21 protein-coding genes are annotated in these 26,988 nt (G+C 70.6%); 5 read left to right on the plus strand and 16 right to left on the minus strand.

Annotated features, from left to right (window positions below):
- Nucleotides 1–59 precede the first annotated feature (59 nt).
- Both P2Q00_RS17115 and P2Q00_RS17120 read right to left on the minus strand, forming a co-directional pair.
- Entirely contained in the window at nucleotides 60–1,871 is a 1,812-nt protein-coding gene (locus P2Q00_RS17115) for an HEXXH motif domain-containing protein (protein ID WP_275773396.1), read from the minus strand.
- Nucleotides 1,872–2,266: 395 nt separating this feature from the next.
- Complete coding sequence (locus P2Q00_RS17120; RefSeq protein WP_275773397.1) at nucleotides 2,267–3,847, minus strand: MFS transporter; 1,581 nt, start codon at nucleotides 3,845–3,847, stop codon at nucleotides 2,267–2,269.
- A gap of 61 nt (nucleotides 3,848–3,908) precedes the next feature.
- Between P2Q00_RS17120 and P2Q00_RS17125 the strand changes: the two genes are divergently transcribed.
- Nucleotides 3,909–4,901 (plus strand): helix-turn-helix transcriptional regulator, encoded by a 993-nt coding sequence (locus P2Q00_RS17125; RefSeq protein ID WP_275773398.1) that lies wholly within the window; start codon nucleotides 3,909–3,911, stop codon nucleotides 4,899–4,901.
- 420 nt (nucleotides 4,902–5,321) lie between these two features.
- On the opposite strand, the gene P2Q00_RS17130 is transcribed toward P2Q00_RS17125, so the two are convergent.
- A complete protein-coding gene (locus tag P2Q00_RS17130; RefSeq protein WP_275773399.1) occupies nucleotides 5,322–6,320 on the minus strand; it encodes a sigma-70 family RNA polymerase sigma factor in 999 nt (332 codons plus the stop codon).
- 168 nt (nucleotides 6,321–6,488) lie between these two features.
- Between P2Q00_RS17130 and P2Q00_RS17135 the strand changes: the two genes are divergently transcribed.
- Nucleotides 6,489–7,007, plus strand: a complete 519-nt coding sequence (locus P2Q00_RS17135) for a GNAT family N-acetyltransferase (RefSeq protein WP_275773400.1) — start codon at nucleotides 6,489–6,491, stop codon at nucleotides 7,005–7,007.
- A 1-nt stretch (nucleotide 7,008) separates the two neighbouring features.
- On the opposite strand, the gene P2Q00_RS17140 is transcribed toward P2Q00_RS17135, so the two are convergent.
- Nucleotides 7,009–7,800: a dioxygenase family protein gene (locus P2Q00_RS17140; protein WP_275773401.1), complete on the minus strand. Its 792-nt coding sequence runs from the start codon at nucleotides 7,798–7,800 to the stop codon at nucleotides 7,009–7,011.
- A gap of 120 nt (nucleotides 7,801–7,920) precedes the next feature.
- Between P2Q00_RS17140 and P2Q00_RS17145 the strand changes: the two genes are divergently transcribed.
- Nucleotides 7,921–8,451 carry a MarR family winged helix-turn-helix transcriptional regulator gene (locus P2Q00_RS17145; RefSeq protein ID WP_275773402.1) on the plus strand — a complete coding sequence of 177 codons (531 nt, stop codon included), beginning with the start codon at nucleotides 7,921–7,923 and terminating at the stop codon, nucleotides 8,449–8,451.
- Nucleotides 8,452–8,631: 180 nt separating this feature from the next.
- Here the strand turns inward: P2Q00_RS17145 and P2Q00_RS17150 are convergent, their stop codons facing one another.
- On the minus strand, nucleotides 8,632–10,173 hold the full coding sequence (locus P2Q00_RS17150) for an MFS transporter (protein ID WP_275773403.1): 1,542 nt from the start codon (nucleotides 10,171–10,173) through the stop codon (nucleotides 8,632–8,634).
- Nucleotides 10,174–10,300: 127 nt separating this feature from the next.
- Complete coding sequence (locus P2Q00_RS17155; protein WP_275773404.1) at nucleotides 10,301–10,960, minus strand: TetR/AcrR family transcriptional regulator; 660 nt, start codon at nucleotides 10,958–10,960, stop codon at nucleotides 10,301–10,303.
- Between the two features lie 255 nt (nucleotides 10,961–11,215).
- Between P2Q00_RS17155 and P2Q00_RS17160 the strand changes: the two genes are divergently transcribed.
- Together P2Q00_RS17160 and P2Q00_RS17165 are read left to right on the plus strand one after the other, a co-directional pair.
- A complete protein-coding gene (locus P2Q00_RS17160) occupies nucleotides 11,216–12,493 on the plus strand; it encodes a M6 family metalloprotease domain-containing protein (RefSeq protein ID WP_275773405.1) in 1,278 nt (425 codons plus the stop codon).
- A gap of 71 nt (nucleotides 12,494–12,564) precedes the next feature.
- Nucleotides 12,565–14,274, plus strand: coding sequence for an IclR family transcriptional regulator domain-containing protein (locus P2Q00_RS17165; RefSeq protein ID WP_275773406.1), 1,710 nt, complete (start codon nucleotides 12,565–12,567; stop codon nucleotides 14,272–14,274).
- Here P2Q00_RS17165 and P2Q00_RS17170 read toward each other — a convergent pair.
- The 10 genes from P2Q00_RS17170 to P2Q00_RS17215 all read right to left on the minus strand — a co-directional run bounded on the left by P2Q00_RS17170 (nucleotide 14,268) and on the right by P2Q00_RS17215 (nucleotide 26,986).
- The gene (locus tag P2Q00_RS17170; protein ID WP_275773407.1) at nucleotides 14,268–15,014 is read right to left on the minus strand and encodes a DUF4097 family beta strand repeat-containing protein; all 747 of its coding nucleotides are present in this window, start codon (nucleotides 15,012–15,014) and stop codon (nucleotides 14,268–14,270) included. The genes P2Q00_RS17165 and P2Q00_RS17170 overlap by 7 nt on opposite strands.
- A gap of 173 nt (nucleotides 15,015–15,187) precedes the next feature.
- Nucleotides 15,188–16,189, minus strand: a complete 1,002-nt coding sequence (locus P2Q00_RS17175) for a beta-ketoacyl-ACP synthase 3 (protein WP_275773409.1) — start codon at nucleotides 16,187–16,189, stop codon at nucleotides 15,188–15,190.
- Nucleotides 16,190–16,195: 6 nt separating this feature from the next.
- Nucleotides 16,196–16,477 (minus strand): acyl carrier protein, encoded by a 282-nt coding sequence (locus tag P2Q00_RS17180; RefSeq protein ID WP_275773410.1) that lies wholly within the window; start codon nucleotides 16,475–16,477, stop codon nucleotides 16,196–16,198.
- A gap of 50 nt (nucleotides 16,478–16,527) precedes the next feature.
- Nucleotides 16,528–18,270: an acyl-CoA dehydrogenase family protein gene (locus tag P2Q00_RS17185; protein ID WP_275773411.1), complete on the minus strand. Its 1,743-nt coding sequence runs from the start codon at nucleotides 18,268–18,270 to the stop codon at nucleotides 16,528–16,530.
- Entirely contained in the window at nucleotides 18,267–20,039 is a 1,773-nt protein-coding gene (locus P2Q00_RS17190) for an acyl-CoA dehydrogenase family protein (RefSeq protein WP_275773412.1), read from the minus strand. The genes P2Q00_RS17185 and P2Q00_RS17190 overlap by 4 nt, the downstream gene beginning before the upstream one ends.
- The gene (locus P2Q00_RS17195) at nucleotides 20,036–21,817 is read right to left on the minus strand and encodes a fatty acyl-AMP ligase (protein ID WP_275773413.1); all 1,782 of its coding nucleotides are present in this window, start codon (nucleotides 21,815–21,817) and stop codon (nucleotides 20,036–20,038) included. Before P2Q00_RS17195 ends, P2Q00_RS17190 begins: the two co-directional genes overlap by 4 nt.
- Nucleotides 21,818–21,851: 34 nt before the next feature.
- Nucleotides 21,852–23,276, minus strand: a complete 1,425-nt coding sequence (locus tag P2Q00_RS17200; protein ID WP_275773414.1) for a condensation domain-containing protein — start codon at nucleotides 23,274–23,276, stop codon at nucleotides 21,852–21,854.
- Entirely contained in the window at nucleotides 23,273–24,073 is an 801-nt protein-coding gene (locus P2Q00_RS17205) for a thioesterase II family protein (RefSeq protein WP_275773415.1), read from the minus strand. Before P2Q00_RS17205 ends, P2Q00_RS17200 begins: the two co-directional genes overlap by 4 nt.
- A 105-nt stretch (nucleotides 24,074–24,178) precedes the next feature.
- A complete protein-coding gene (locus P2Q00_RS17210; protein ID WP_275773416.1) occupies nucleotides 24,179–25,390 on the minus strand; it encodes a cytochrome P450 family protein in 1,212 nt (403 codons plus the stop codon).
- 42 nt (nucleotides 25,391–25,432) lie between these two features.
- Complete coding sequence (locus P2Q00_RS17215; RefSeq protein WP_275773417.1) at nucleotides 25,433–26,986, minus strand: non-ribosomal peptide synthetase; 1,554 nt, start codon at nucleotides 26,984–26,986, stop codon at nucleotides 25,433–25,435.
- Nucleotides 26,987–26,988: the final 2 nt, after the last annotated feature.

Consider the following 26,988-nt stretch of genomic DNA (forward strand, 5'->3'; position numbering starts at 1 on the left):
GCCTTGGCCGTCGATTATGTGCGACGCCGTCGTGGCTGGTCGCGCAGTTCCCCGCGCCCCTAAAGGGGCGCTAGCCAATGCGCCAGCGCAACAGGATCCGGTGGCTCCGGCAACAAACGGCTTACGGCTACTGCCAGTTCAGGGCGGCTGGTCAGGACAGCACCGGCGGTCTGCTCGCCCGTTTCCGTCAGTGCCAGGCCGAGGCCGGCCCACGCGGCGGGTCTGGCGCCGGCGACGGCCAGTTCCTCGGCGTACAGCTTCACCGCGGTTTCCGCGTCACCCGCCATCAGTGCCAGATCGGCGGGGGCGGAGCCGGGCACCTGGGCGCCGGGGTCGTCGTCGGCGAGCAGCTTCGCGTACGACGCCGGGTCGACGATGCTGAGGCGGGCCAGCAGGGCCAGGGTGTCGAGCCGGCAGGCGGCGGGGTCCGTGCGCAGTTCGGGCTCGGGCTCGGGCCCCAGCGGGGTGCCCGTGTCGTCGACGGCTGCCCGGCCGTGCTGCCAGGCCTGTGCCAGCGCCTGTGCGTGGGCCGCGGGGGTGTGCAGATGGTGGGCGCGCCAGGTCGCGTGGTGGTGGGCGGACGCCAGCCGGGCGAGGTTCTGCTCGTGCTGCCCCACCGGCTCCGCGCGCCAGGGCGCGGTCTGCTCCGTGAGCGCCTCGCAGAGCCGGCGCCCGAGCGGGGTCAGCAGGGGGTGGTCCCGCAGGGTGGTGAGCACCTGGTCCAGGGCGTCACGCCACAGCGCGAACTCGAAGCCCGCCAGCCCCTCCTCCCCCCGCGCACGCCAGTAGCGCGCAACCCCCGAAAAGGCGTACGCCCCGTGCACCAGCCCGCCGAGCGGACGCGGATCGTCCCGCCAGGGGGCGTAGAACAGGTCGCCGCAGTCCTCGAAGAGCGGGGCAAGGAAGATGAGGCCGTTGAGCAGGGTGTGCCGGAACTCATGGATGAGGGCCACGCCCAGCTGGGCCGGGAGTTGCTCCGTGTCCTCGTCCGGCTCGGTCAGCAGTACACAGCCGAAGGCGTCGCTGGAGGAGGCGGTGCGACCCCGCAGGCGTTCCCGGTGGGGCAGCGGGACGAGGGACAGCAGTCCGGCGGAGAGTGCGCGGGCGTCGGCCCGGTGGTCGGCCACCAGAAGGGGCCACATGGCGGAGATCCAGCGCTGCCAGTCGGCGAACTGCCCGGGGGCGAGCCGCCGGGACGCGGCCAGTCCGGTCACCGCCGTGTACGGCCCGAGGTCGTCGATCGTGAGCGTGAGGGTCAGGCCGTCGGCGGTGGCGTGCAGCCGGCGCAGTCCCTGCCAGCCGGGAGCCTCGCGTTCGGGATCCTGCGGCAGCGTCACCGCCGTACCGTCCCCGACGACGCTCACCACACCGTCCTGCGCCCGGACCTCTGCGGTCCCCCAGCGCTCGGCGGTGTCCAGTCGCGCACTCCCCAGGCAGGGCAGGAACACGGTCCCGTCCCGCACCGGAACCCGCACCCGGAAGGACGCGCCCGCCAGGACCGACACCGTGGCCGCGAACTGGGCGAGGAAGCCCAGCTCCACCCGGAGCGGCACGTCCTCGGCGCTCTCGTCCCGCTCCGCCCGGGACAGCCGCCTGAACAGGGCGGCCGCCCACAGGCCGACCTGCGGATCGAGCAGTACCGCGCGGAAGGCCGCGGGCTGCAGTTTCTCGGCACTCTCCAGCAGCTGCCACGCCTCGCCGACCTGGGCGGTGGCGGCCTCCGGGGTGCCGGCACAGGCGTCCCGGATTGCCCGCATGAGAAGCAGCCGACGGCTGTACTCCACGTCCAGGAGCACGGCGACCGCCGTGTCGTCCTCTGTGGTGGCCATCAGGGACCGCAGAACGGACTCGGAGAGGTGGTGATGGTGCATCGGCACGATTTCCTCGTTCCCTGCCGGGAGGGGTGACGTGCCGTGAAATTTAACCGGTCCCGGGGACCCTCCGGCAACTAACTGCCGCTGCTGCCACCGATGGTGGAAAGCGGTTGGTTGACGCAGCGCTTCAGATGCTTGACGCTGGATTCCAGAACCACACTGTCCAGGCTGCTGAGCTCCCCGAGGGAAAGCCCCGAGAGGTCGGGAAGCCAGCTGGACATGGCCGTTTCCGATGCTGCCGCCTCGGATGGAGTGGCCTGATTCCTCGATGCCATGACGTCCCGCCGCTTGTCCGGATAAACACGTGTCGGGGACACCCTGCTATACGACAGCCTGCCCCCGCAAAACAACACCCTGCCCCCGCAAAGACTAGGGACAGGGTGTCAAGTGCGCTACCTGACCGAAGCCAGATTCTCCTGGTGGGCGGGGGCGTCCTGCATGCCCCCGGCGTGCGGCTCGGCGGCCTCGCGCTCCTGCGCCGGTTCGTCCGCCTCCCGGGCCTCCCCGGCCCGCTTCGGCAGAGCGAACATGAGGAGGAAGATGACCGTCATCACGGCGGCGACCCATCCCAGGGCGTGCTGGAAGGCGTTCACAAACGCCGGTCCCACCTGAGCCCGCGTCAGCCGGTCCCCGATCTCCCCGAAGAACACCACCGACACCAGCCCGAGGCCCAGCGCATTGCCCATCTGCTGCACGGTGTTGATGAGCCCCGACGCCGAGCCGGCGTGCTCGCGCGGCACGTCCGAGAGCACCGCGTCCGTCAGCGGGGCGACGATCAGGCCCATGCCGACGCCCATCACGATCAGGGGCAGCGCCATCTGCCAGGAGGCGATGGCGAGGCCGTAGCGGTCGGACTCCCAGATGTAGAGCAGGACCCCGACTGCCATGAGCAGCGCGCCCGCCTGGAGCACCTTCCGGCCGAACCGCGGCACCAACTGCTGCACGGACAGACCGGCCGCCGTCGATACGGCGATCGAGAACGGCACCCCGGTCAGCCCCGCCCGCAGCGGGCTCCAGCCCAGACCGGTCTGCATGTACAGCGTCCACACCAGGAAGAAGACCCCGAGCGCGATCCCGAACACGGTCTGTACGGCGATACCGGCCGCAAAACTCTTCACCCTGAACAGCGAGAGCTCGACCAGCGGAGAACCGTCCCGCACGGCCTTCCGCCTCTCGTACGCCACCAGCACCGCGAAGACGACGAGCGCACCGGCCATCGAGCCGTACCCCCACAGCGGCCAGCCCAGCTCACGCCCGCGGGTCAGCGGGTAGAGCAGCATCGTCAGACCGAGGGTGACGAGAGCGACCCCGACCAGGTCCAGCTTCAGCGCCCGCGGGGCCTTCGACTCGGTGATGAAGCGACTGCCGAGCAGCAGGCCCGCAATGCCCACCGGCAGGTTGATGAGGAAGATCGGCCGCCATTCGAGACCCCACAGGTTCCACTCCGTCAGCAGCGCGCCCAGCAGCGGGCCCGAGACGGCACCGAGCCCCACGATCGCGCCGAACAGACCGAACACCTTGCCCCGCTCGTGCGCCGGGAACGTGGCGTGCACGATCGACAGGACCTGCGGCACCATCATCGCCGCCATACCGCCCTGCAGGATGCGGGAGGCGACCAGCATCTCCGGGTTCGCGGCGAAGCCGCACAGGGCCGAGGCGAGGGTGAAGCCGCCGATGCCGATGAGGAACAGCCGCTTGCGGCCGTGAATGTCGCCGAGGCGTCCGCCGGTGATCAGGCCGGCGGCGAAGGCGAGGGCGTAACCCGCGGTGATCCACTGGATCTGGCTGACGGAGGCGCCGGCGTCCCGCTGGATCGACGGGATCGCGATGTTGACGATCGTGACGTCGACGAGGTCCATGAAGGCCGCGGTCATCACGATGGCGAGGGCGAACCAGCGGCGTCGGTCGCCTACGGCCGGCTGAGCACCCGGGGTGCCCACGGAAGGATCGGAAGGGGTCTCGGTGGAGGTCATACTCAGAAGCTAGACCCCCATTAGGCCAGATCGTGTCCTAGTTCTGCGGCATGCTCGCACCATGACGACGGACACCCCGGCCCGGCTCCTCCAACTCCTCTCCCTCCTCCAGACTCCCCGCGAATGGCCCGGCGGTGAGCTCGCCGACCGGCTGGGCGTGTCGCGGCGCACGGTACGGCGGGACATCGACCGGCTGCGCGAGCTCGGCTATCCCGTGCAGGCGACGCTGGGCTCCGAGGGCGGCTACCGCCTGGTCGCGGGCAAGGCGATGCCGCCGCTCGTGCTCGACGACGAGGAGGCGGTGGCGATCGCGGTCGGGCTGCGAGCGGGTGCCGGGCATGCCCTGGAAGGTGTGGACGAGGCGTCGGTGCGGGCCCTGGCCAAGCTGGAGCAGGTGCTGCCCTCCCGCCTGCGCCACCGCGTCTCCACCCTGCAGGCCGCGACCACACCGCTGACCAGCGGGGACGGAGCCAGCATCGCGCCCGAGACGCTGACCGTCATGGCGTCCACGGTGGCGGGGCAGGAGCGGCTGCGGTTCGCCTACCGCGCCGGGGACGGCACCGAGTCACGGCGCCAGACGGAGCCGTACCGGCTCGTCTCGACCGGCCGTCGCTGGTACCTGGTCGCCTACGACCTCGATCGCGCCGACTGGCGCACCTTCCGCGTCGACCGGGTGAGCGAGCCCTTCGCGACCGGCGCACGGTTCGCGCCGCGAGAGCTGCCGACCGGGAGCGCTGCGGAATATCTGCGGCGCTCGATGCAGCGGGGGCGGGAGTCGTACGACTTCGAGGTCGCCTTCGCCGCGCCCGCGGAGGCCGTCGCGGCCCGGGTGCCGGCCTGGCTGGGCGTGCCGGAGCCGGTCGACGCGGACTCCTGCCGGCTGCGGGCCACGTCCGGGGATCCGCCCGACTGGCTGGCCGTGCGGCTGGCAATGCTGGGCGTGGAGTTCACGGTGCGCGGCCCCGCGGAACTCGTCGCGGCGGCACGGGAGCTGGGCGGTCGGCTGACACGGGCGGCGGCGGGGGCCGGCGCACCGGGCATTAGCGAAACGTGACGATCATATGGCAGAGTGTCACGCGCCCCACGTGGGCACACATGAAGGCGGGCCACCCCGGTGTTCAGGTTCGGGGTGGCCCGCCTTCATGTGCGGACTTCATGCGCGAAGAGAGCCGGGCCCCGGCGCCCGGGGGGAGGGGCGCCGAAGCCCGGCTCAGGAGAGTCCCGGCGCCGGGGGGGATGTGCGTCGGGACTTGGTCCAGCGGTTCCGGTTGGTTCCCAGTGGTTCAGGGGGTGGCATGAAGCCGAACTCCTGTGCCCTGAGGTCTTGTTCCCTGTGTTCTGACGGTTGAAGCGGCGTTACATCGCCATGTTTGCGCGGTCTTTCGCCACCCGGCGTGCGCGGCCACGGGCGCCGTACGCCACCCGGCGCCCACCGAGTGCCGCACGCGCCCCCGTCACCACCCCGGAGCCTGCCTTACGCCGCCGCCTCGAAGCCGGTGCTGCGCGCCAGCTTCTTCAGCTCCAGCAGGGCGTGCTTCTCGATCTGCCGGATCCGCTCGCGGGTCAGACCGTGCTCCTTGCCGACCTCCGTCAGGGTGCGCTCGCGGCCGTCGTCGATGCCGTAGCGCATCTTGATGATGGACGCCGTGCGCGGGTCGAGGCGGCCGATGAGGTGGTCGAGTTCCTCGCTGCGGAGCAGGGTGAGGACGGACTGCTCGGGGGAGACCGCCGAGGTGTCCTCCAGCAGGTCGCCGAACTGGGTGTCGCCGTCGTCGTCCACCGCCATGTTCAGCGAGACCGGGTCGCGGGCCCAGTCCAGGACGTCGATCACGCGGTCCGCGTTCGAACCGAGCTCGGCGGCGATCTCCGCGGGCTCCGGTTCGCGGCCGTGCTCGCGGTTGAACTCCCGCTGCACACGGCGGATCCGGCCCAGCTCCTCCACCAGGTGGACGGGCAGCCGGATGGTGCGCGACTGGTCCGCTATCGAGCGGGTGATCGCCTGACGGATCCACCAGGTCGCATACGTCGAGAACTTGAAGCCCTTGCGGTAGTCGAACTTCTCTACCGCGCGCACCAGACCGGCATTGCCCTCCTGGATCAGGTCGAGAAGGGGCAGACCGCTACGGGGGTAACGGCGCGCCACGGCCACGACCAGGCGGAGGTTGGAACGGATGAAGACGTCCTTCGCCCGCTCCCCTTCGGCCACCAGGGCCTCCAGCTCCTCGCGGGAGGCGTCGGCCTTGGACTCCTCGAACCCCTCGATAACCTGTCGCGCGAACACACCCGCCTCGATGGTCTGCGAGAGCTCGACCTCCTTGGCGGCGTCGAGCAGCGGTGTGCGCGCTATCTCGTCGAGATACATGCCGACCAGGTCACGGTCGGCGATCTCGCCGGCGTGGGCGCGAACACGAGGTGCCGCGTCGGCCGTCTCGCCGGTGGCGGACTTACGACGGGCGACGGCACGGGTTGCCATGCGTGCTCCCTTGCGATGGTGGGCTGGCGGGTGGTCTGTCAGCTAGGCACCTTGGTCGGTTGCCCTGCTTCCGAAGGAAACAACGACTGGAATCCGGACAGAATTCCCAACCCGCACCCCGATTTTTCTGATCATGCAGTACCCTGTCCGGCCACAGAGGGAGGCCTGATGGTGTCGGAGCGTACAGAGGTGCAGGTCAGGCCGGGAGTCGAGGAGGACCTCGACGCTCTCACCGACATCTACAACCACTACGTACGTGAGACGCCCATCACATTCGATACTGCCGCCTTCACTCCGGAAGAGCGCCGCCCTTGGCTGCTCTCCCACCCTGAAGACGGCCCGCACCGGCTGATGGTTGCCACGGATGCGGACACACAGGAAATTCTGGGCTACGCCACATCCAGCCCTTATCGGGCGAAGGCCGCCTACGACACCTCGGTCGAGGTCACGGTGTACGTCGCCCCGCACGCGAGCCGGCGCGGCATCGGCACGCTCCTGTACAAGGCGCTCTTCGAAGCCCTGGCGGACGAGGACCTGCACCGCGCCTACGCGGGCATCGCACAGCCCAACGAAGCGTCCACGCGGCTGCATGAACGCTTCGGGTTCCGGTACGTCGGCACATACCGGGAGGTGGGCCGGAAGTTCGGCAGGTACTGGGACGTGGCCTGGTACGAAAAGCAGCTGTAGCTCAGCCGAACTGCACCGACCGCTTCGCCATGCCCATCCAGAACCCGTCGATCACGGACTGCTGCGCATCCAGCTCGCCGGTGATCTCCGCCGCGCCCATGGTCACGAACAGCGGGGCGAAGTGCTCGGTGCGCGGGTGGGCGTAGCGGCCCGCCGGGGCCTTGTGGAGGAAGTCCAGCAGGCCGTCCCAGTCCCGGGCCTCCAGCGCCCGCCGGCCCCAGTCGTCGAATTCGGAGGACCAGCTCGGCACTCCCCCGCCGGTGTGGCGCAGCGCCGCCAGGTTGTGGGTGAAGAAGCCGGAGCCGACGATCAGCACACCCTCGTCGCGCAGCGGTGCGAGCTTGCGGCCGATCTCCATCAGCCTCACCGGGTCGAGGGTCGGCATGGAGATCTGCAGGACCGGGATGTCGGCGGCCGGGAACATCTCGACGAGCGGGACATAGGCGCCGTGGTCGAGACCACGGTCCGGGATGTCCTGCACGGGTACGCCCGGGGCGCGCAGCAACTTCCGTACGGACTTGGCGAGTTCGGGAGCGCCCGGGGCCTCGTACTTCACCCGGTAGTAGTGCTCGGGGAAGCCCCAGAAGTCGTAGACGAGCGGGATCGTCTCCACCGCGCCCAGCGCGAGCGGCGCCTCCTCCCAGTGGGCGGAGACCATGAGGATCGCCTTGGGGCGGGGCAGGTCGGCGGACCAGGCGGCGAGTTCGCCGGGCCAGATCGGGTCGTCCGCGAGTGGCGGGGCGCCGTGGCTGAGATAGAGGGCGGGCATGCGCTCCTGAGTGGCGGCGGACATGGCGGTGACTCCCAAAACTCGGACAATGCCTGGAACAATGCTTGAATTCTCAAACTCCCTGCGTCAGAGCATACGCCCCGTTTGTTTAAGTTTCAAGGAGAGCTCTCGTACAGTAGATGCATGAACACGGCATCCGCATCCGCACCTGCCCAGGACGCAGCCACCGAAGAACCCCGTTGGCTCACCGACGACGAGCAGCGCATCTGGCGCTCCTATCTGCACGCCACCACGCTTCTCGAGGACCATCTCGACCGCCAGCTCCAGCGGGACGCGGGCATGCCGCACATCTACTACGGGCTGCTGGTCGGGCTCGCCGAGGCCCCCCGCCGGCGGCTGCGGATGACCGAGCTGGCCATGAAGTCGAAGATCACCCGGTCCCGTCTCTCGCACGCGATCGCGCGCCTGGAGAAGAACGGCTGGGTGCGGCGCGAGGACTGTCCCTCCGACAAGCGGGGGCAGTTCGCGGTGCTGACGGACCAGGGCGCCGAGGTGCTGGGGCGGACCGCGCCGGGCCATGTGACGGCCGTACGGCAGGCCGTGTTCGAGCGGCTCACCCCCGAACAGCAGGAGACCCTCGGCGAGATCATGCAGATCGTCGCCGAGGGCCTCCAGCCCAGCGATGCGGGCGCGGACCTGCCCTGGCTCCGCTGAGCCGCTCAACTCAGGGAAGCCAGGGCAGGCAGGCCCTGCCGCCACATTCCCGCCTGCCCCCCTTCGGGCGGACGGCGCGAATGTGACGGCAGGACCTGGGGGTCGTACGCGGGAGGCGTCCCCTTCCTCTCGCGTACGGATGGTTCCGAATTCCGAAGGGGTACGACCGGACGGCCGCCGTCAGTGGGCGACCACCGGGACGGCCAGCTCGTCCTCGACGCCCTCTTCGGAGCCGGTCACGGTGGTCGAGCCGGGGGTGCCGGCGTTGACCAGGGTCACGACGATCACGGCGGCGAGCGCCAGCATGCCGACGGCGAACCAGATCGCGTTGGTGTAGCCGTGCACCTGGCCCTGCAGCGCGACCAGCTGCTGCTGCGACTTGGAGGCCGCACCGGCGATGTGGTCCTTGATGTACGCGGTCGTCGCGGAGGCGGCGATCGTGTTCAGCAGGGCCGTACCGATCGCGCCGCCCACCTGCTGCGAGGTGTTGACCATCGCGGAGGCGACACCGGCGTCCCGGGGCTCGACGCCCAGGGTGGCCAGGGACATGGCCGGCATGAACGCCGTACCCATGCCGAGACCGAGCAGCACCATCGCCGGCAGGATGATCGAGGCGTACGACGAGCCGATCTCCAGCTGGGTCATCAGGAGCATGCCGCCCGCCGCGACCAGGAAGCCGGGGCCCATCAGCAGCCGGGCCGGGACCCGGGTCATCAGACGGGTGCCGATCTGGGTCGAGCCGATCATCATGCCGACGATCATCGGCAGGAAGGCGAAGCCGGTCTTGATCGGCGAGAAGCCCTTCACGACCTGCAGGTAGTAGGTCAGGAAGAGGAACGTGCCGAACATCGCGATGATGGCGATGCCGAGGGAGAGGTAGATGCCGCCGCGGTTGCGGTCGGTGACCACGCGCAGGGGCAGCAGCGGGGCCTTGACCTTGGCCTCGGTGACGACGAACGCGATCAGGAGCACCGCGGACGCGACGAACAGGGAGACGGTCGTGGTGTCGCCCCAGCCGTCGGACTCGGCGCGGGTGAAGCCGTAGACCAGCGAGACCAGGCCGAGGGTGGAGAGCAGGACGCCCGGGATGTCGAGCGGGTTGCGGTTGCGGCCGCCCTCCGGCTCACGGATGACGAAGTACGCGCCCAGCGCGGCCACGATGGCGAACGGGATGTTGACGAAGAACGTCCAGCGCCAGTCCATGTACTCGGTGAGCACGCCACCGAGGATGAAGCCGACGGCGCCGCCGCCACCGGCGATCGCACCGTAGATACCGAACGCCTTGGCGCGCTCCTTGGCGTCCGTGAACATCACGGCGAGCAGGGAGAGCGCGGCGGGCGCGAGCAGGGCACCGAAGGCGCCCTGGAGGGCGCGGGCGCCGAACATCATGGCGCCGGTGGTGGCCGCTCCGCCGAGCGCGGAGGCGGCGGCGAAGCCGGTCAGACCGATGACGAAGGCGCGCTTGCGGCCCCACAGGTCGGCGATCCGGCCGCCGAACAGGAGCAGGCCGCCGAAGGCGAGGGCGTAGGCCGTGACGACCCACTGGCGGTTGCCGTCCGAGATACCCAGGTCGGTCTGGGCGGACGGCAGGGCGATGTTCACGATGGTCGCGTCGAGGACGACCATCAGCTGGGCGAGGGCTATGAAGACGAGCGCTTTCCAGCGGTTGGCGTCGCCCGCGTTCTCGACGGCGCCTGGAGCCTTTGAGGCTGTTTCGGACATGGGGGTACCCACTTCGGGACTTCGTGACGGAAAAAACGTGTCTTGACGTGTCTTGCGGGGACGGCTCGCCTACGCGTCTACGGTGACGGCCGGTGAGTCGGTGTAGTGACTGGCTTGGGGTGCGGAACTAATCGCAGGGCCGGCGCAGATCCTCCACGGTCACGGGCGTGCCTGGCAGGACCGAAGGGGCCGGAGCCCGCAGTCCGTCCAGGAACAGCTGCAGATGGCGGTGTACGAAGCGGTCGTTGACGAGGCAGTCGGTGCCGGCCGGGGGCCGGCTGAGCTGGGCCACGACGACCATCAGGTCGCCGACGCCGACGTCGGGGCGGAGCTGGCCGGCCTCCTTGGCGCGGTCCATGAACTCCTCGACGGTCTGCTCCAGACGCTCGCGCGCCGCTTCGAGATCGGGATGGTTCTGGTCGAAGGTGCTGGTGATCATCGGGCACAGCGCGCTGATCCGCTCGTCGGCGGCGGTGTGCACGAAGCGCTCCAGCGCCTCGAAGTGGTCCCCGCTCTGCGCGAGCGCCTGCTCGGCCGCCTCCGCCGTCCGGTCCATGACGGAGCAGACGACCTCGCGGACGAGCGCGTCGCGGTCGGGGAAGTTGCGGTACACCGTGGCGTTGCCGACGCCGGCCCGGCGGGCGATCTCGTCGAGCGGCACATAGGGGCCGTGCTCGGTGAACATCTCCCGGGCGGCGGTGACGATCCGCTCCCGGTTGCGCAGGGCGTCGGCGCGCGGCCGGGTCACCTTGCGCTGCGCGGGGTCCGCAGTCGTCGTGGCGGTCACGGTGTGCTCCTCGGGTCTGTTTTCCGCGATCCGGGGAAGGAGTCCCCGTTTCGCTCGGACACCTGACTAAACGGGGAGACGCTCCCCGGTTATTTCAGGTTGACGAGAAGTTTCGATGTGACCTGCGCCACACCCCTCTGTCGCCGAAACCCCACGTTCGGACTCCTCCAGCGAGCGCCCGCGCAGACCCCGAATCAGGGTGATCGAAAGGGCGCAGCCTGAGACCGGCGGCTGCCAGGACGAAGGGGCCCGCGCATGCCGCTCAGCCGTCGCATACGCCCCCGCCGCGCGGCTGCCCTCGCCTCCGTGACCGCCCTGACCTTCGTGGTCAGCACCTCCGCCGGCACCGGGCATCCGACGGCGCGCTCCACGGCGGCCGGGGCGGGCCCGGTCGCACCGGCCCGCGGCGCCGTGCTCGGCCCCTGCATGATCACGGGCGGTCACGCCATCCAGCTGTCGGAGGGCGTCCCGACCGGCACCGGCTACTCCCGCTCCACGGGCACCGTCCGCGCCCTGACCCTGATGGTCGACTTCTCCGACGCCCCCGGCCCGGGCAAGGCGCTCGACCGGTTCCACGAGTTCTTCCCGAAGACCCGGCAGTGGTTCCGCACCGCCTCCTACGGCCGCCTGGACTACCGCCCGGAGACCCCGATCCCGGACTGGCTGCGCATGCCGAAGCCGTTCAAGGCGTACGGCATAGAGCGCGGTGCCCCCTTCGACTCCGGCTACCGCAACCTCGTCCAGGACATCGTGAGCGCCGCCGACCCCAAGGTGGACTTCCGGGAGTACGACTTCCTGAACGTGCTGATGACGCCCAACGCCGGCCCGTCCGCCCTGGACACGGTCCTGTCGGTGACCTTCGCGGGCAACACCGAGGCACCGGTCGCCGACGGCGTCCCCGTCGCCAACGCGTCCTTCGTCTACTCCCGCCAGGACGACGGCTCCGGCTCCTACGCCAGGACCGGCTACCGGGTGCTGCCGCACGAGAACGGCCATGTCTTCGGCCTGCCCGACCTCTACACCCAGGCGGGCGGCGGCGCGGTCGGGCACTGGGACATCATGAGCGAGGACTGGGGGGCCAACAACGACCTGCTCGGCTGGCACAAATGGAAGCTGGGCTGGCTGGACGCCTCCCAGGTCGGCTGCACCTCGCGGCACGGCACCACGGCGTACACGCTGACCCCGCTGGAACGCGCGGGCGGCCCGAAGATGGTCTTCGTCCCGCTCAGCGGCCGCACCGGGTACGCCGTCGAGGTGCGCACCCGCGCGGGCAACGACGAGGCCGTGTGCCGCCCGGGCGTACTGATCTACAAGGTCGACGCGAACGTGGACACCGGCATGGGCCCGGTGAAGGTCTACGACTCCCGGCGCGACAGCGGCGGCTGCACCCGCAGCCCCAACGTCCATGCGGAACTCTCGGACGCCCCCTTCACACCGGGCGAGGCCTTCAAGGACCCGAAGAGGGGGATCCGGATCACGGTGGTGGGTCGCGAGGCGTCCGGGAGCTACCGGGTGGTCGTGACCCGGCGCTGAGAAGCCGGAAGTGAAGGGAGCAGGTCTCCGCATTACGGTAGGCATGCCCCGACCGCCCCACCGGAGATCCGATGCCCGCGAAGCCCACGCCGGACGCCGCCGCCGCTCCTCCGGCCGTACCGGCTGCTTCTTCCGCCGTACCGTCAGCTTCTTCCGTCGTACCGGCCGAGGCGGTCGCACCGCTCATCCGCGGGGTCGCCGTGCTGCAGCGGCTGACCGAGGCCGGCGGGGTGCTGAGCCCGAGCGGGCTGGAGCGGGCCACCGGCCTCGCCCGCTCCACGGTCGACCGGATCACCGCCACCCTCGCCCGCATGGGATACGTCCGCCTCGACGGCCGCGACGTGATCCTCACCCCCCGCCTGATGGAACTGGGCAACGCCTACCTGTCCGCCCTGCGCCTGCCCGCACTGCTGGACGGAAGGGCCGACGCCCTCGCCGACGAACTGGACGAATCCGTCTCCCTGGCGGTCGCCGACCGCGACGGCATCCGCTTCATCCACCAGGCCACCCGCCGCCGCGCGATGTCCCTGAGCTTCCGCATCGGCGACCTGCTGCCGGCCGAACGCACCGCGCCGGGTTCGCTGTTCGCGACGGAGTGGACGAAGGACGAGTGGCGGCAGTGGCGGGAGCGCAGGGCGGCGGACCCGGAGGGGGCACGCTTCCCGGCCGTACCCCCACCCCACCAACAACCCGCCCCGGACAAGGACTTCGAGCAACGGGCAGCCGAATCGGCCGCGGACGGCTGGGCGTTGGACGACCAGCTGATCGAACCGGGCCTGGTCGCCGTCTCCGTGCCGGTACGGGATCCCCGTACCGGACGCATCGCCTGCGCGGCGAGCGTGGTGAGCCACACCAGCCGCCACACCGCGGCGGACCTGCGCGACACCCTGCTCCCCCGGCTGCGTACGGCGGTACGGGCGATGGAGGACGACCTGCGCGAGGCGCCGCCGGCCCAGCCGGCCGCCGCACCCTCGGGCCTGGCGACCTGGACCGGCGCGTCGAAACAGGAACTGGGCCGGGAGTTCGTCGAATCCCTCGCCCGCGGCCTGACCGTACTGACGGCCTTCGGCGAGGGGCGCGCACGACTGACGCTGACGGACGTGGCGACGGCGACCGGACTGGCACGGGCGACCGCACGCAGGGCGCTGATCACTTACGAGCACCTGGGGCTGGTGCGGGCGCGGGACCGGGTGTTCGAGCTGACGCCGCGCGTCCTGGAGCTGGGCTTCCCGCCCCTGTCCCGCACCTCCCTGCCGGAGATCGCCGCCCCGCACATGGCCGAACTCGCCCTGCGCGTCCATGAGTCGACGTCGCTGGCGGTGCTGTCGGGGTCCGACATCCAGTACACGGCGCGGGTCGCCACGAGCCGCATCATGAGCGTGAACATCGCGGTGGGCACGCGACTGCCGGCGTACGCGACGTCGATGGGCCGCGTCCTGCTGGCCGATCTGCCGGAGGCGGAGCGCGAGTGGGGACCGCTGCGTCCGCTGACAAGGCACACGATCACCGCCCCCGCGGCCCTGGCGCACGTCCTGGAGGAGACCCGGGCACGGGGTCACGCCCTGGTCGACGAGGAGCTGGAGGAGGGGCTGCGCTCCATCGCGGTCCCGGTCCGCGACCGCACGGGCCGAGCGGTCGCCGCCCTGAACGTGGCCATGCACGCGGCCCGCCACACGGCCGAGGAGTGCGAGCGGGACATCCTGCCGCAACTACGTGCGACGGCGGACCGGATCGAGGGGGATCTGGGCGTGGCGGGCCGCTTCACCCGGGTGCTTCAGTGAATACGGATGCCCCCGTCGGCCGTGGAGACCGTGAGGGAACGGGATGCGCCACGGCTGTTCGGCACGTCCACCTCGGGGGTGGAACCGCTGCTGTGGGCCAGGACGCTGTATCCGGCCCCCGAGGGCACGGCGAGGTCGACCGCCCCGTCCTTGGTGGCGATGTTCACCTTGGCCGGAGCACTGGTGAAGGCTGCGTCGACAGCGCCGGCGGTCGTGGCGATGTCGGCCTGCTGCGACGTCGCGTCGGACAGCGTGACCTGCCCGTTCCCGCTGTGCAAGGACAGCGGCCCGGTCGGGCGCCTGACGGTGATGGCGCCGTCCCCGGTGCGCAGGACGAGACTCCCGGCAAGGCCCTCCGCGACGATTTCGGAATTCCCGCTCTCGACCTGCGCGCGCATGGCGGCGGGCAGCGTGATGTGCAGTTGGAGGTCGCACGAGCCGGAGCAATCCGCGTTCACGGTGGCGGTGTCGCCCGACTTCGACGTCGTCAGCTGAGGGCGCGCATCGGAGTAGTCCCCGGTGGCGGAGACCCGGACCTGCGCATCGTCGCCCGCGCTCAGCGTCACCCCGATACCCGGAGTGTCGACCTTCAGCGACATGCCCGGCTGGACGCCGATGCGGCTCGTCTGCGAGTAGCTGGTGCGGTGGAGTGGTGTCGTCGGATTGCACCCGGTGAGGACAACGGCGGTCGAAAGCGCGATCAGTGCGGCTCCGACGGACCGCCGGGAAGCGCGAGTCAACGTGTTGATGTGAGTACCCCTCGTCTGTTCCCGATCAAGGTCCGAATCGATCTGATCGATCTGATCGATCTGATCGATCTGATCGATCTGTCTGAACGCTAGCCAGTCGCCTGCCGGGCGCGGTAGCGGGGCAGCCCACGAGGTGACGGTAGGGATAACCCACCAGGCACCCGCTAGGGCAGCTCGACCACCGTCGCGGCGTAGGACAGGCCGGCTCCGTATCCCAGGAGCAGGGCCAGCCCGCCCGAGCGGACCTCGCCGGCGCCCAGGAGCGCGTCCATGGCCAGCGGAATCGAGGCTCCCGAGGTGTTGCCCGTGGTGACGATGTCCCGGGCGATCACCACATGGCCGGGCAGCCCGATGCCTCTCGCCAGGCCGTCGATGATGCGCACGTTGGCCTGGTGCGGGATGAAGGCGTCCAGGTCGCCCGCCTGCAGTCCCGCGGCGTCCAGTGCCTGCCGGGCGACCTTCGCCATCTCGTAGACGGCCCAGCGGAACACCTTCTGGCCGTCCTGCCGCAGCGCCGGCCACCTCTGGTCGGGTGCGTCGCGCATCGCGTCCCAGGGCACGGTCTGCGAGATGGCGTCGGCCTGTGAGCCGTCGGCTCCCCACACCACCGGGCCCACACCCGATGTCGCCGCCGGGCCGAGGACCACTGCGCCGGCGCCGTCACCGAAGATGAAGGCGGTCGACCTGTCCTCCCGGTCGAGCAGATCCGTCATCCGTTCGGCGCCGACCACGAGGACGTGGCGCCCCCTGCTGCGGACCGTGTCCGCGGCCAGGGCCAGACCATGGACGAAGCCGGCGCATCCGGCGGAGATGTCGAACGCGGCGGCTGCGACGGCGCCGATGCGGTGCGCGATCTCCGCTGCCACGGCAGGTGTCTGCTTCAGGTGCGTGAAGGTCGCGACGATGACGCAGTCGACGTCCTGAGGCAGCACCCCCGCCGCGGCGAGAGCCTTCTCCGCCGCGAGTTCCGCCATGTCGGCGATCGACTCGTCGGCGCCCGCCCATCGCCTGCTGACGATTCCGGTACGGGAGCGGATCCATTCGTCCGACGAGTCGATGTTCCGGCAGATTTCGTCGTTGTCGACGACACGTCGCGGCCGATAGGAGCCGACTCCCAGGAGCGCGGGCCCGAAGTGCGACGACGATGCAGTGAGGCGCTTGGTCACGACTGGTCAGGCCTCGGCGGTGAGGGCTTCGTAGACGTACTCCGTGATCGCGTCGACCGTGGGGTGGTCCCACGCGAGCGTGGACTTGACCTCGATGCCGTACTCGTCCTCCACATCGCCGCAGAGGGTCAGCGCGAAGATCGAGTCCAGTCCGTAGTCCACGAGTTTCCCGTCGGACCGGATGTCGGTCACCGGCTGTTCGAGGTAGGAGGCCACCAGGCTCAGCAGCTTGCTCCGGATCTCCTCCCGGTCGACGGTCCGGGTTCCGGGGGCGGGGGCGGTTGCCATCGCGTGTCGTTCCTTTCGTGGGGGTTGTTTCGGTGGAGGGCCGGGACGGCTCAGTGCAGGCGTCGGCCGATCAGGTCGAAGGCCCGGTGTTCGGCGTGCCGGCCGAGCAGTTCGGCGAAGACCTGCCGGGTGGCGGATGCGGCTTCCGGCAGCGGCTCGTGGCCGAGCCGGACCGTCAGCCGGTCCAGGGCACGGACGACCCAGGCCGTGTCCCGCATGAAGGGGTTGGGGTGATCCTGGTTGTGCCACCACACGCCCAGGCAGGCGGACGCCGCGAGTACGACGGCGTAGCGTTCGGCGAGTTCGAAGCCGACGGGGCCGGCGAACGGCGTGCGGTTGCGCGGGGCGAGCGTGCGCCAGCCGTCCCTCAGGTCGCGCAGCTCGTCGACCAGGCGCGCGCACAGGGTCCGCAGCGTCGGGTCGGTGACGCTGTCCCGCCCGACGTCCAGCAAGGTCGCGACGACCTGGTCGTCGGGGCCCGCGTTCGCCTCCAGCTGCCCGAAATCCAGGTCCGGGAGGGGCTCGCCGAGCCGGAACAGCGCCGGATCCGGCGCGGACGAGGTGAACCAGCTCCTGCGCGCGAGCCGGGGCAGCTGCGGTATGACCGTGGCAAGGCACACGGTGGCCCCGGAGTGCGCCAGGGCCGCTACCGGCAGGTCCCTGAAGTGCTTCTGGAACACGGCGTGCGGACCTTCGCGCAGGAAGGAGCGGGCGCCGAGCGCCAGCGCGAGCCGATCGGCCGCGCGCTGTTCGATCTCGGGGACCAGGTACTTGGTGGCCGCCGCGTACACACTGGTCTGCCGGGGCAGCACATGCAGCGCCCGGCACGTCGTGGTCGTCATGGCGTCGCAGATGAGCAGATCGGTGAAGATGTCGGCCAACTCGGCCTCGACATACGGCAGTTCGGTCACGGACCGGCCGTAGAGCCTGCGCTGCGTGCCGAAGTCGAGCACGGTCCGCAGCATGGTGTCCACCAGGCCCAGGGCCGCGCCGCTGGCCACGGACTTGGTGACCTGGAAGCAGCGGAGGATGGTCTCCATGGCGTCGCCGTACCCGCCGACCGCTGCGGTGGCGGGCAGCGGGCAGTCCAGGAACTCGACCCCGCCCAGGTGGGTTCCGCGCATCCCGGAGGTGCGGTACCTCGGCAGGAAACGCATGCGCTCGCGTGGCACGGCGGCCGGGTCGACCAGGAACAGTGTGTGGCTGCGGCTGCCCGGTTCCTCGCTGGTCCTCGCCAGGACGGTGACGGCATGCGCCCGGGCGACGTTGTTGATCACCTCCTTGCGGCCGGAGAGCACCACCCCGCCGTCCCGCTCGCTCGCCCGCAACCGGGTCCGGGTGAGGTCGTCGCCGTGGGCGAGCTCGGTGATGGCACCGGCGGTCGGGTGGTTGTCCAGCAGCACGGACGCCAGCCAGCGCCGCTGCTCGGCGTCGCCGGCCGCCCAGACGGTGGACGAGGCGATGAGGTTGATGGCGCCGAGGCCCAGGGCCAGCGCACCGTCGTGGCGGAACACCGTGCGCAGCACGCGGGCGAGGTCGTCGGCCTGGCCGAGGCGCCCGCCCAGCGCCCGGGGCACGAACTCCGCGCCGATGCCGAAGGTTTCCAGTGTCTTCCGGCCGGCGGGGAGGAAGTCCCCGCGTTCGTCCGCGTCGACGAAGGCCTGGTGGCCCACCGGGTTGCCGGGGTCGTCCGGGTCGCCGAAGAGTGTTTCCAGTGGCTCCGGGGTGTCGAGGTCGTCGAGCGGGCCGAGGCGTTCGGCCGGCCGACGGGGCGAGGAGTCGATGACGGTCATACGGGCGCCCCCAGCCGTGAGTAGGGCAGTAGCGAAGGCAGTTGTCCCGAGGAGTGCTGGGCGATGAGCGGCTCCACCAGCCGGTCGACGACCGCTTCCGGGTCCTCGCCTCCGCCTGCGACGAGGCGGTCGGTCCGCGTCGGCCGCAGCCGGCGCAGCAGTGTGGTCAGGGTGCACTCCAGCCACAGGCCTGATTCCCACAGCCCATGGGTGGCCGGCGAGTCGACGGCGGACCGGTTGCGCAGCCAGAGCTGGAGGGCGGCCGCCGCGGCGAAGCACCGGGAGTAGTCCTCGGCGAGCCTGAAGCTGGGGGCGGGCGCCGCCACCGGAACCGGTTTGTGCCGGCCGATCTGCTCGATCACCTCGTCCACCACCTCGGCCAGTTCGGCGGCGCGCGCCGCCAGCGAGCCGGGGACCTCTCCGGACGCGGCGAGGGCACGCAGCTCCGCCACGGCGGCCGGCACCGCGTGCAGCAGGCTGCTGCCGTGGCGGGGCAGCAGTTCCAGACGCTCCGGGGCCAGGTCGGGCAAGGGGTCGGTCAGGCCGGCGGCGGCATGCAGCCCAGCCTCGTCCACGGCACCGCGACGGTGCGCGCGGGCGATGAGCGGGAACTGGTTGACCAGTGAGTTCAGGTTGATCACGGAACTGCCGTCGAAGATGCCGACGATCCGGTGATCGCGGAGAACCTTCTGGAAACGGCCGTGCTCGAAGGTGTCCCCGAGCAGCAGGGAACGCGTTCCCACCAGCCTGGACAGTCTGCCCAGAGCCTGCTCCACCAGCGTCGGGACCAGGAACTTGGTCACCGCCGAGACGAGCGACAGCTCACCGGGGAGGGTGTGCAGGGCCCGCGCCGCGAACACCGTCAGGGCCTCGGCGGTCAGCAGGTCGGCGTAGGACTGGGCGAGCAGGCGTCGCGACTGCGGCAGCCGGACCAGGGGCGTGCCGTGGTTGTGTCGGGCGAGCGCGTACCCCGTCGCCATGTCCAGGGCCTGGTCGAGCGCTCCGAGCGACAGTGCCGCGCACAGAATGCGGGTGAGCTGGAGGCTCTTCAGCACGATCTCCAGACCGTCGCCCTCGGCGCCGATCAGTGCGGACCGGTCGACCTCGGCTCCGGTGAACGCCACACCGCTGATGTCGGCACCCCGGATGCCGTGCAGCCGGGCCGCCGGGTGGGTACGGAAACTCGCCGGGTCCAGTCGGCGCTTGTCGATCAGGAGGACGCTGAACCCGCGCGGGCCGCCCTCGGGTGCGGTGCGGGCCAGTACGCAGACCAGGTCGCCCCGGGTGGCGTTGTTGATCAGCCACTTCTCACCGGTCACGCGATATCCGTCGCCGGTGCGCTCCGCGCGCACCTCCCCCGCGAGCAGATCGCTCCCGTGGTCCCGCTCGGTCAGTCCCCAGGACACGGGCGTGCCCCGGAGCACCTCGGCCGCGAGGTCCCGGCTCTGCCGGGGATCTCCGGCGACCCACACCGAAACGGCGCCGAGGAACGTCTTGCCGTGCGCGATGGCGACCGTGAGGTCGCGGCGGGCGATGCCCCGCATGATCTGCAGGGTGTCCTCGAAGCCGCGCATGGCTCCGCCGTGGGCGACGGGCACGTAGTGCGCGGGAAGCCCGAGCAGATCCAGCTCCCGGCAGATCTCCAGCGGGAACTCCTCACGCTCGTCCAGCACGAGGGAACGGGCGTGGGAGAAGAGCCGGCCCTCGTCGCGGGGATCGCCCAGCATGCGGTCGAACTCCTCCGCGGCGCGGTACGCCGAGTGCCTCATGCCGCGTCACCCGGCGCGGGGGTCCCCTCGCCCGCGTCGCCCGCCCGGTAACGGCGGCCGACCTCGGCGCCGAGTTCCTCGTGGACCGACTTGAGTGCGCCGGTCATGAAGAGCTCGCGCATCAGGGCCCGTTGCACCTTGCCGCTGGTGGTCCTGCGGACATGCCCGGGCCGCAGCAGCACCACGCTGGGCAGCCGCACCTTGAACGACGCGGCGAGCTCCTCCCGGATGGAGCGGGCCAGGGCGGCCAGGTCGAGTCCGGCGCTCTCCACGGGGCTGAGTTCGTGCATCACCACGATCTCCTCCTCCTGCCCGGCCGGCACCAGACAGGCGCTGCCCTGCAGGCCCTGCAGGGCGACATGCAGGTGGGACGTCTCGCGCTCGATGTCATGCGGGTAGAGGTTGCGGCCGTGAATGATGATGACGTCCTTGCTGCGGCCGGTGATGTACAGCTCGCCGCCGTCCAGCGCGCCGAGGTCTCCGGTGCGCAGGAAGCCCTGCTCCCCGTCGGCGGTCGCGGCACGGAAGGCCCGCTCGGTCTCCGCCTCGTTGTTCCAGTAGCCGATCGCGAGGCTCTCGCCCCGCAGCCACACCTCGCCGATCCTGCCGTCGGCCTGTGTCTGGCGGGTGAGCGGGTCCACGATGCGCACGTCGAGTCGGTCCACGGGGCCGCTGCTCACCATGAGTGGGCCGTCCCCTTCCTCGGACTGTGCGACGAAGCGGTTCTGCTCCAGCTCCGCGCCGTCGACCCTGGTGATGAGCTGACCGCGGCCGTGCGGGGTACCGGTGACCAGCAGGGTGGCCTCGGCCATGCCGTAGCTGGGCTTGACCGCACCCGGGCGCAGTCCCGCGGGGGCGAAGTACTTGTTGAAGCGGTCCACGGTGGCGGCGATGACCGGCTCCGCGCCGTTGACCGCCGCCTGCAGCGTGGACAGGTCCAGCAGGGCGAGCTGCTGCTGCGACACCCGCCGCACGCACATGTCGTAGGCGAAGTTCGGGGCCGCGGTGAACGTCCCGCGGTGGTCCTGGAACAGCCGGAGCCAGGCGTGCGGGCGGCGCAGGAAGTCGCCCGGCGCCATCAGCACCGCGGTGCCGCCGATGAGCAGCGGAGTCAGCAGCATGCCGATGAGGCCCATGTCGTGGTAGACCGGCAGCCAGCTGCACGAGACCGTGTCGCTGTCCAGGCCGAAGGCGTCCGAGATGTAGCGGAGGTTGTCGGCCAGCGAACGGTGCGGGACGACGACTCCCTTCGGGTCACTGGTCGAACCCGAGGTGTACTGCAGGAAGGCCACGGTGTCGCCGTCGGGTGACAGCACGGTGCCGCTCGCGCCGTCGCCGAGGTCGGTGGTGTCGGTGGCGACGCAGGGGACGTCCTGCAGCCCCGACTCCTGGATGGCCTCGGACACCGACTCCAGGTGCCCCGAGTCGGTGAGTACGAGGCGTACCCGGGCGTTGTCCGCGATGGCGGAGGTGCGCGACCCGCGCCGGCCGTTGTTGTCGGGCACCGGCGCGGGCACGGCGATGACCCCGGCGTACAGACAGCCCACGAAGGCCCGGACGAAGTCGAGTCCGTTGGGGTACAGCAGCAGTGCCCGGTCGCCCGGCGCACAGCGCTCGCGCAGCCAGCCGGCGAAGGCTCGCGCGTCGCGGTCCAGCTCCGCGTAGCTCACCCTTTCCGGCTGCGGCTCGGCTCCGCGCATCCGTACGAAGACGACGGCGTCCTTCTCCGGCACCGTGCGTGCATGCTGCACAAGCCGTTCCACCAGGTTCTCGCGCATGGCCGCGGTCCCTTCTTTCCTGACGTGAGAGTGCTCAGAGCAGAGCGGAGATTTGCTTGTCGCGGGGCGCACCACCGCGGGTGGGCGGGCGCCGGACGTCGGCGGGGGCCCAGAGACGGGCCGCGGCGACGCGGAGGTCCGGGGTCCGGGTGGCGACGTCCAGGGCGCGCAGGAAGTGCTCAGCCAGCCGCTCCACGGTCGCCCGCTCATAGAGACGGCTGTCGTAGCGGAAGTCGACGGCCAGCCTGTCCTCGCCCTGGAGGACGTCGACGGCCAGGTCGACCTGCCCCTCCTGCTGGGGCAGGTGGTACGGGCTGAGGCTCAACCCGGCGTGCCGGGTGACGAGTTCGGGGTGCGTGGTGTCCAGTACGGGCCGCAGCAGGGCGTCGAAGCGGGCCGTTGCCAGCATGTTGAAGGTGATCTGGTAGAGCGGTGACCGGCCCGCGGCGCGCGAGGTGCCCGACACCCGGGCGAGCAGCGAGAACGGGTACCGGACCGCGTCCATGCTCAGCTTGAGCTGCTCGTCCGTGTCGTGCACCGCGTCGTTGAACGTGGTGCCCGCGCCGAACCGGGCCCGCAGGACGACGGTGTTCATGAAGTTGCCCACCACATCGCGCATCCTGCTGCTCAGCCGGGTGGTGGCCGGCACGCCGAGGACGAAGTCGCCCTGCCGGGTGTGGCGGTACAGCACACTCTGGAACGCGCCCAGTAGAACGGCGTACGAAGTGACTCCGGCCCTCAGGGCGAAGGTGCGCACCGCGTCGGCGAGTTCCGGGGGCACGGTCATGCGCAGGGTGTCGCCCGTGAAGGACTGTGTGGCCGGCCTGGGGTGGTCGGTGGGCAGGCCGGCGGGCGTCGAGCCGTGGCTCACGCCGCTCCAGTACCCCTCCATGGCCTTGCCGCGGGCCGAGTCGAGCAGCCGCTGTTCCTTGTCGACGTGATCGCCGTAGTCCGCGGTGGGCGCGAGCGACGGCGCGTCGGCCGGGCCGCCGATCCCCTGGTACGCCTGGAGCAGGTCGCGCAGCAGCAGTGTGTTCGACACGGCGTCGGTGGATATGTGGTGCCCCGCCACCAGAAGCACCGCGTCCTCAGGGCTCCTGGTCAGCAGGACGAAACGGAACGGCACCTCGTCGCGGAGCGAGAAGGGGACGCCCAGTTCGGCGCGGACAGCCGCACGCAGTTCCTCTTCGCCGGCACCGGTGCATGCGCGCTCCGTCAGGCGGACCGGGCCGGTGTCCGACTCCACGCGCACCGGCCGGCCGTCGGCCTCGGCGTATCGCGAGCGGAGCATCCCGTGCCGTGGGCCGATCGCCGTCACCGCCTGCCGCAGCGCCCGGATGTCGACGGCCGAGCGGACGCGGACGGCTACACCGGTGTTGTACGCGCCGCTGCCGGGCGCCAGCGCGTGCAGAAACCACTGGGCCTGCTGGGCGTGGGAGAGAGGGTGGACGACGCTCATCGGGCGCCGCCGGACCGTATGGCGGAGGCCGCCTGAACGGCCCCCGCCAGGCGCAGGTCGTCCTTGAGGTGCCCGACGATGTGCAGCAGCAGGTCGAACTCGTACCCCTCCAGGTAGAAATGGCCGCCGGGGAAGCCGCGGAACTCGAAGGTCCCGGTGGTCAGGTCCGACCACGCGCACACCGCGTCGGCCGGGCAGTCCGGGTCCTGGGCGCCCGCATAGGCCACGACGGGGCTCTTGATCTTCGTCAACGGGGGCGCATAGGTCTCGATGAGACGGAAGTCCGCCCGCAGCGTGGGGAGCGCGATCTCCAGCAGTTCGGGGTGCTCCATGGCCTCGGCGGTCGACAGGCCGAGCTGCTTCACCTCCGAGATCAGTGTCGCGTCGTCCTCGCGGTGCAGGTTCGACCGCTCGGCGCGATGCGGCGCCGACTGTCCGGAGAGGAACAGCCGGACCGGCTGCACGCCGTACTTCTCGTCGAGCCGGAGCGCGACCTCGTAGGCCACTGCCGCGCCCATGCTGTGCCCGAACAGGGCCAACGGCTTGTCGGTATGGGGGCCAAGTGCCTCGGCCAGCTGGTCGGCCAGGTCCTCCAGGGTTTCCGCGTACGGCTCGCCGAAACGGGCCTGCCGGCCGGGATAACACGCCGCCAGGAATTCCATTCCGGACGGCAGATGGCGCGGCCAGCCGTTGAAGAAACTCGGCACCCCTCCGGCATGCGGAAAACACACCAGGCGCAGATCGGGATCGGCGCTCGTGCCGTGTTTTTGAAACCATTTGCCGCCCGTACGGGTCACCGGTCTCCTCCAGGACAGCCAATAAATGAACGTGGTCAGTGCGCGGTTCCACCGTGCAAGAAGCGCCTATACAGCGGCTATACGGCTATTCGTTCGGCGGCTCTGCTACCAGCGCACGGGGAGCCTGCGCAGTCCGCGGAGCAGACTGGGTCGCCACTCGGGAGCGGCGTCGGCGTCTTCGAGGGCCAGGCCGGAAAAGCGCTTGAGCAGATCGGTCAGCGCCACGGTGGCTTCGAGCCGGGCGAGTTGTGCTCCGAGGCAGTGGTGAATGCCGTGGCTGAAGGCGAGTTGGGCGCGGTTCTCGCCGATGTCACGGTGGATGTCGAATCGGTCGGGGTCCGTGAACCGTGCGGGATCGCGGTTGGCGGAGGCCAGCGAGAGCACCACGCGTTCACCCTGCGGGATCGCGGTGCCCGCCAGGGTCATGGCCTCGGCGGTGTAGCGGTAGGCGGCGACCTGGATCGGGGGCTCGTAGCGCAGTGTCTCCTCGACCGTGCCCTGCAGCAGCCCCGGATCCGCGCGCAGGGCGGCGAGTTGGCCGGGGTGCCGCAGCAGCAGGTGAACGGCGCTGGAGATGAGGTTGACGGTCGTCTCATGTCCGGCCACGAGCAACAGGAAGGACATGCCGAGGAGTTCGTCGGGCGAGAGACGGTCGCTGTCCTCCGCGCGGGCGTGGGCGAGGACGTGCAGCAGGTCCGCGTTGTCCGCCAGGGGGCGGTGTCGCTTCTCCTCGATGAGGCCGGTGAGGTAGTCGGTCATCGCGTCCGTCGCGGCGGCCGCGACGGCGGCGGCCTCCGGATCGGCGACGTCCACGAGCTTGTTGGACCAGCCGAGGAACGCCTCGCGGTCCACCGCAGGCACGCCGAGGAGTTCGCAGATGGCGGTGATCGGCAGGGGGATGGCGTAGGCACCGACGAGGTCGGCGCCGCTCGACTCCGCCATGGCGTCGATGAGTTCACCGGAGATCTGCTCGATGCGCGAGCGCAGCTGGTTGATGCGACGGGCGGTGAACTGGCGGGCGACGAGGGACCGGAGCCGGGTGTGGTCCGGAGGGTCCGCCTTGAGCATGTTGCGGCCGACGGCGGAGTTCTGGTCGTCCCGGTAGGAGGCCGAGTGCCGGCTGTCGTTGCACAGCCGGGGATCGGCGAGCGCGGTGCGCACGGCGTCGTATGTGAGGACCAGCCAGACCGGCCGGCCGTCGGGCATCAGTACCCGCCGGACTGGTCCTTCGGCACTGAGCGCACGGTACCCGGTGTAGGGGTCGGCGAAGAAGTGGGGGGCGACAGAGGTCAGTTCGGGGGCCTGACCGGTGTACATAGTGGCTCCTGGGCAGTCGGATGCCCCCGACGTGCGTGCGGCCTATCGGCCGGTCCCCGCCGGACGACGGGCCCTTCGCCCGGGATCCGGCAGCGCGCGGTGGTCGGTCTTTCCGCTGGTGTTCAACGGAATTCGGCCGATGGCCAAGAACGTGGGGGGAATCATGTAATCGGGAAGTGTCGCAGCGAGATGCGCTCGTATGTCTGCCACATCGGGCCTGCGACCTGGTGTGGGGACCAGATACGCGACGAGGCGCTTGTCACCGTCATCGGATTCGCGAACGGTGACGACGGCATCGCGGACATCGGAATGTTCGATCAGCCGCGCTTGGATTTCACCGAGCTCGATGCGATAGCCCCGGATCTTGACTTGATCATCGATCCGGCTCATGAATTCTATACCGTAACCGGAAGACTCCCGTACCAAATCACCGGTTCGATACAGACGTTTTCCGGGCGGCCCGAAGGGGTTGGGCACAAACCGCTCCGCAGTAAGGCCGGGGCGGCCGGCATAACCCCGGGCCAACCCTTCGCCGCCGAGATACAGTTCACCGGTCCCGTCGTCCGGATCCGGCCTTCCCGTGGAATCCAGCACATACGCCTGGGTGCGCGCGAGGGGCCGGCCGAGGAGAACCCGGTCCGGCTTCTCGGGCACTCCCCAGAACATCGACCAGATGGTTGTCTCGGTCGGCCCGTAGACATTGGTCACCTGTGCTGCCCGGGCGCGGAGTTCCGCGGCCAGTCTCACCGGCAGCGCCTCGCCTCCGACCAGAACCCGTACGGCCGGCCGGTCGAAGCCGCAGGCCAGCAGCAGCCGCCAGCCCGAGGGGGTGGCCTGCACATCGGTGACTCCGTGCGCGTCCATCAGCCGCAGCAGGGCCATCGGGTCCTTGGCCTCGGCATCGGACGCCAGCACCACTCGGCCGCCGGACGCCAGCGGCGCGTACATCTCCACGCCCGAGATGTCGAAGGAGACCGAGGTGCTCGCGAGCCAGGTGCCGCCGTGGCCCGCCCCCGCCTCGTCGAGGATGGAGGAAACCAGGTTGACCAGCGCCCGCTGACCGACCATGACGCCTTTCGGGGTCCCGGTCGAGCCCGAGGTGTACATCAGGTAGGCCAGGTGCTCCGGATCGGTGACCCGGTCCGGCGCGGTGGGCGGGTGCGCCTCGATGTCCGCCCGGTCGTCCTCCAGCGCGAGGACTGCGCCGCGGTATCCGGGCGGAATCCGCTCGGACGACCGGGAGGAGCAGATGAGCACGGGCGCGCCACTGTCCGCGAGCATGTACTCGAGCCGCTGCACGGGGAGCGCGGTGTCCAGCGGCACATACGCGGAACCCGCCTTCCACACGCCGAGGAGAGCGGGCAGCAGATCCCGTCCGCGCGGCAGGCACACCCCGATCGGGACATCCGCCGCCGCGCCCAGCCGGATCAGCCGGTGGGCCATCCGGTTCGCCCGCTCGTCGAGTTCCCGATAGGTGCTCGCCCTGCCGTCGGCGATCACCGCGACAGCCTCGGGCGTTGCGGCGGCCCTCGCCTCGATCAGGTCGGTCAGCAGTCCGGCGGGCGGCCTGGCAGCGGCGCGTTCCAGTGCGTTCATGG

The organism is Streptomyces coacervatus (assembly GCF_029223485.1).
GTDB lineage: Bacteria > Actinomycetota > Actinomycetes > Streptomycetales > Streptomycetaceae > Streptomyces > Streptomyces coacervatus.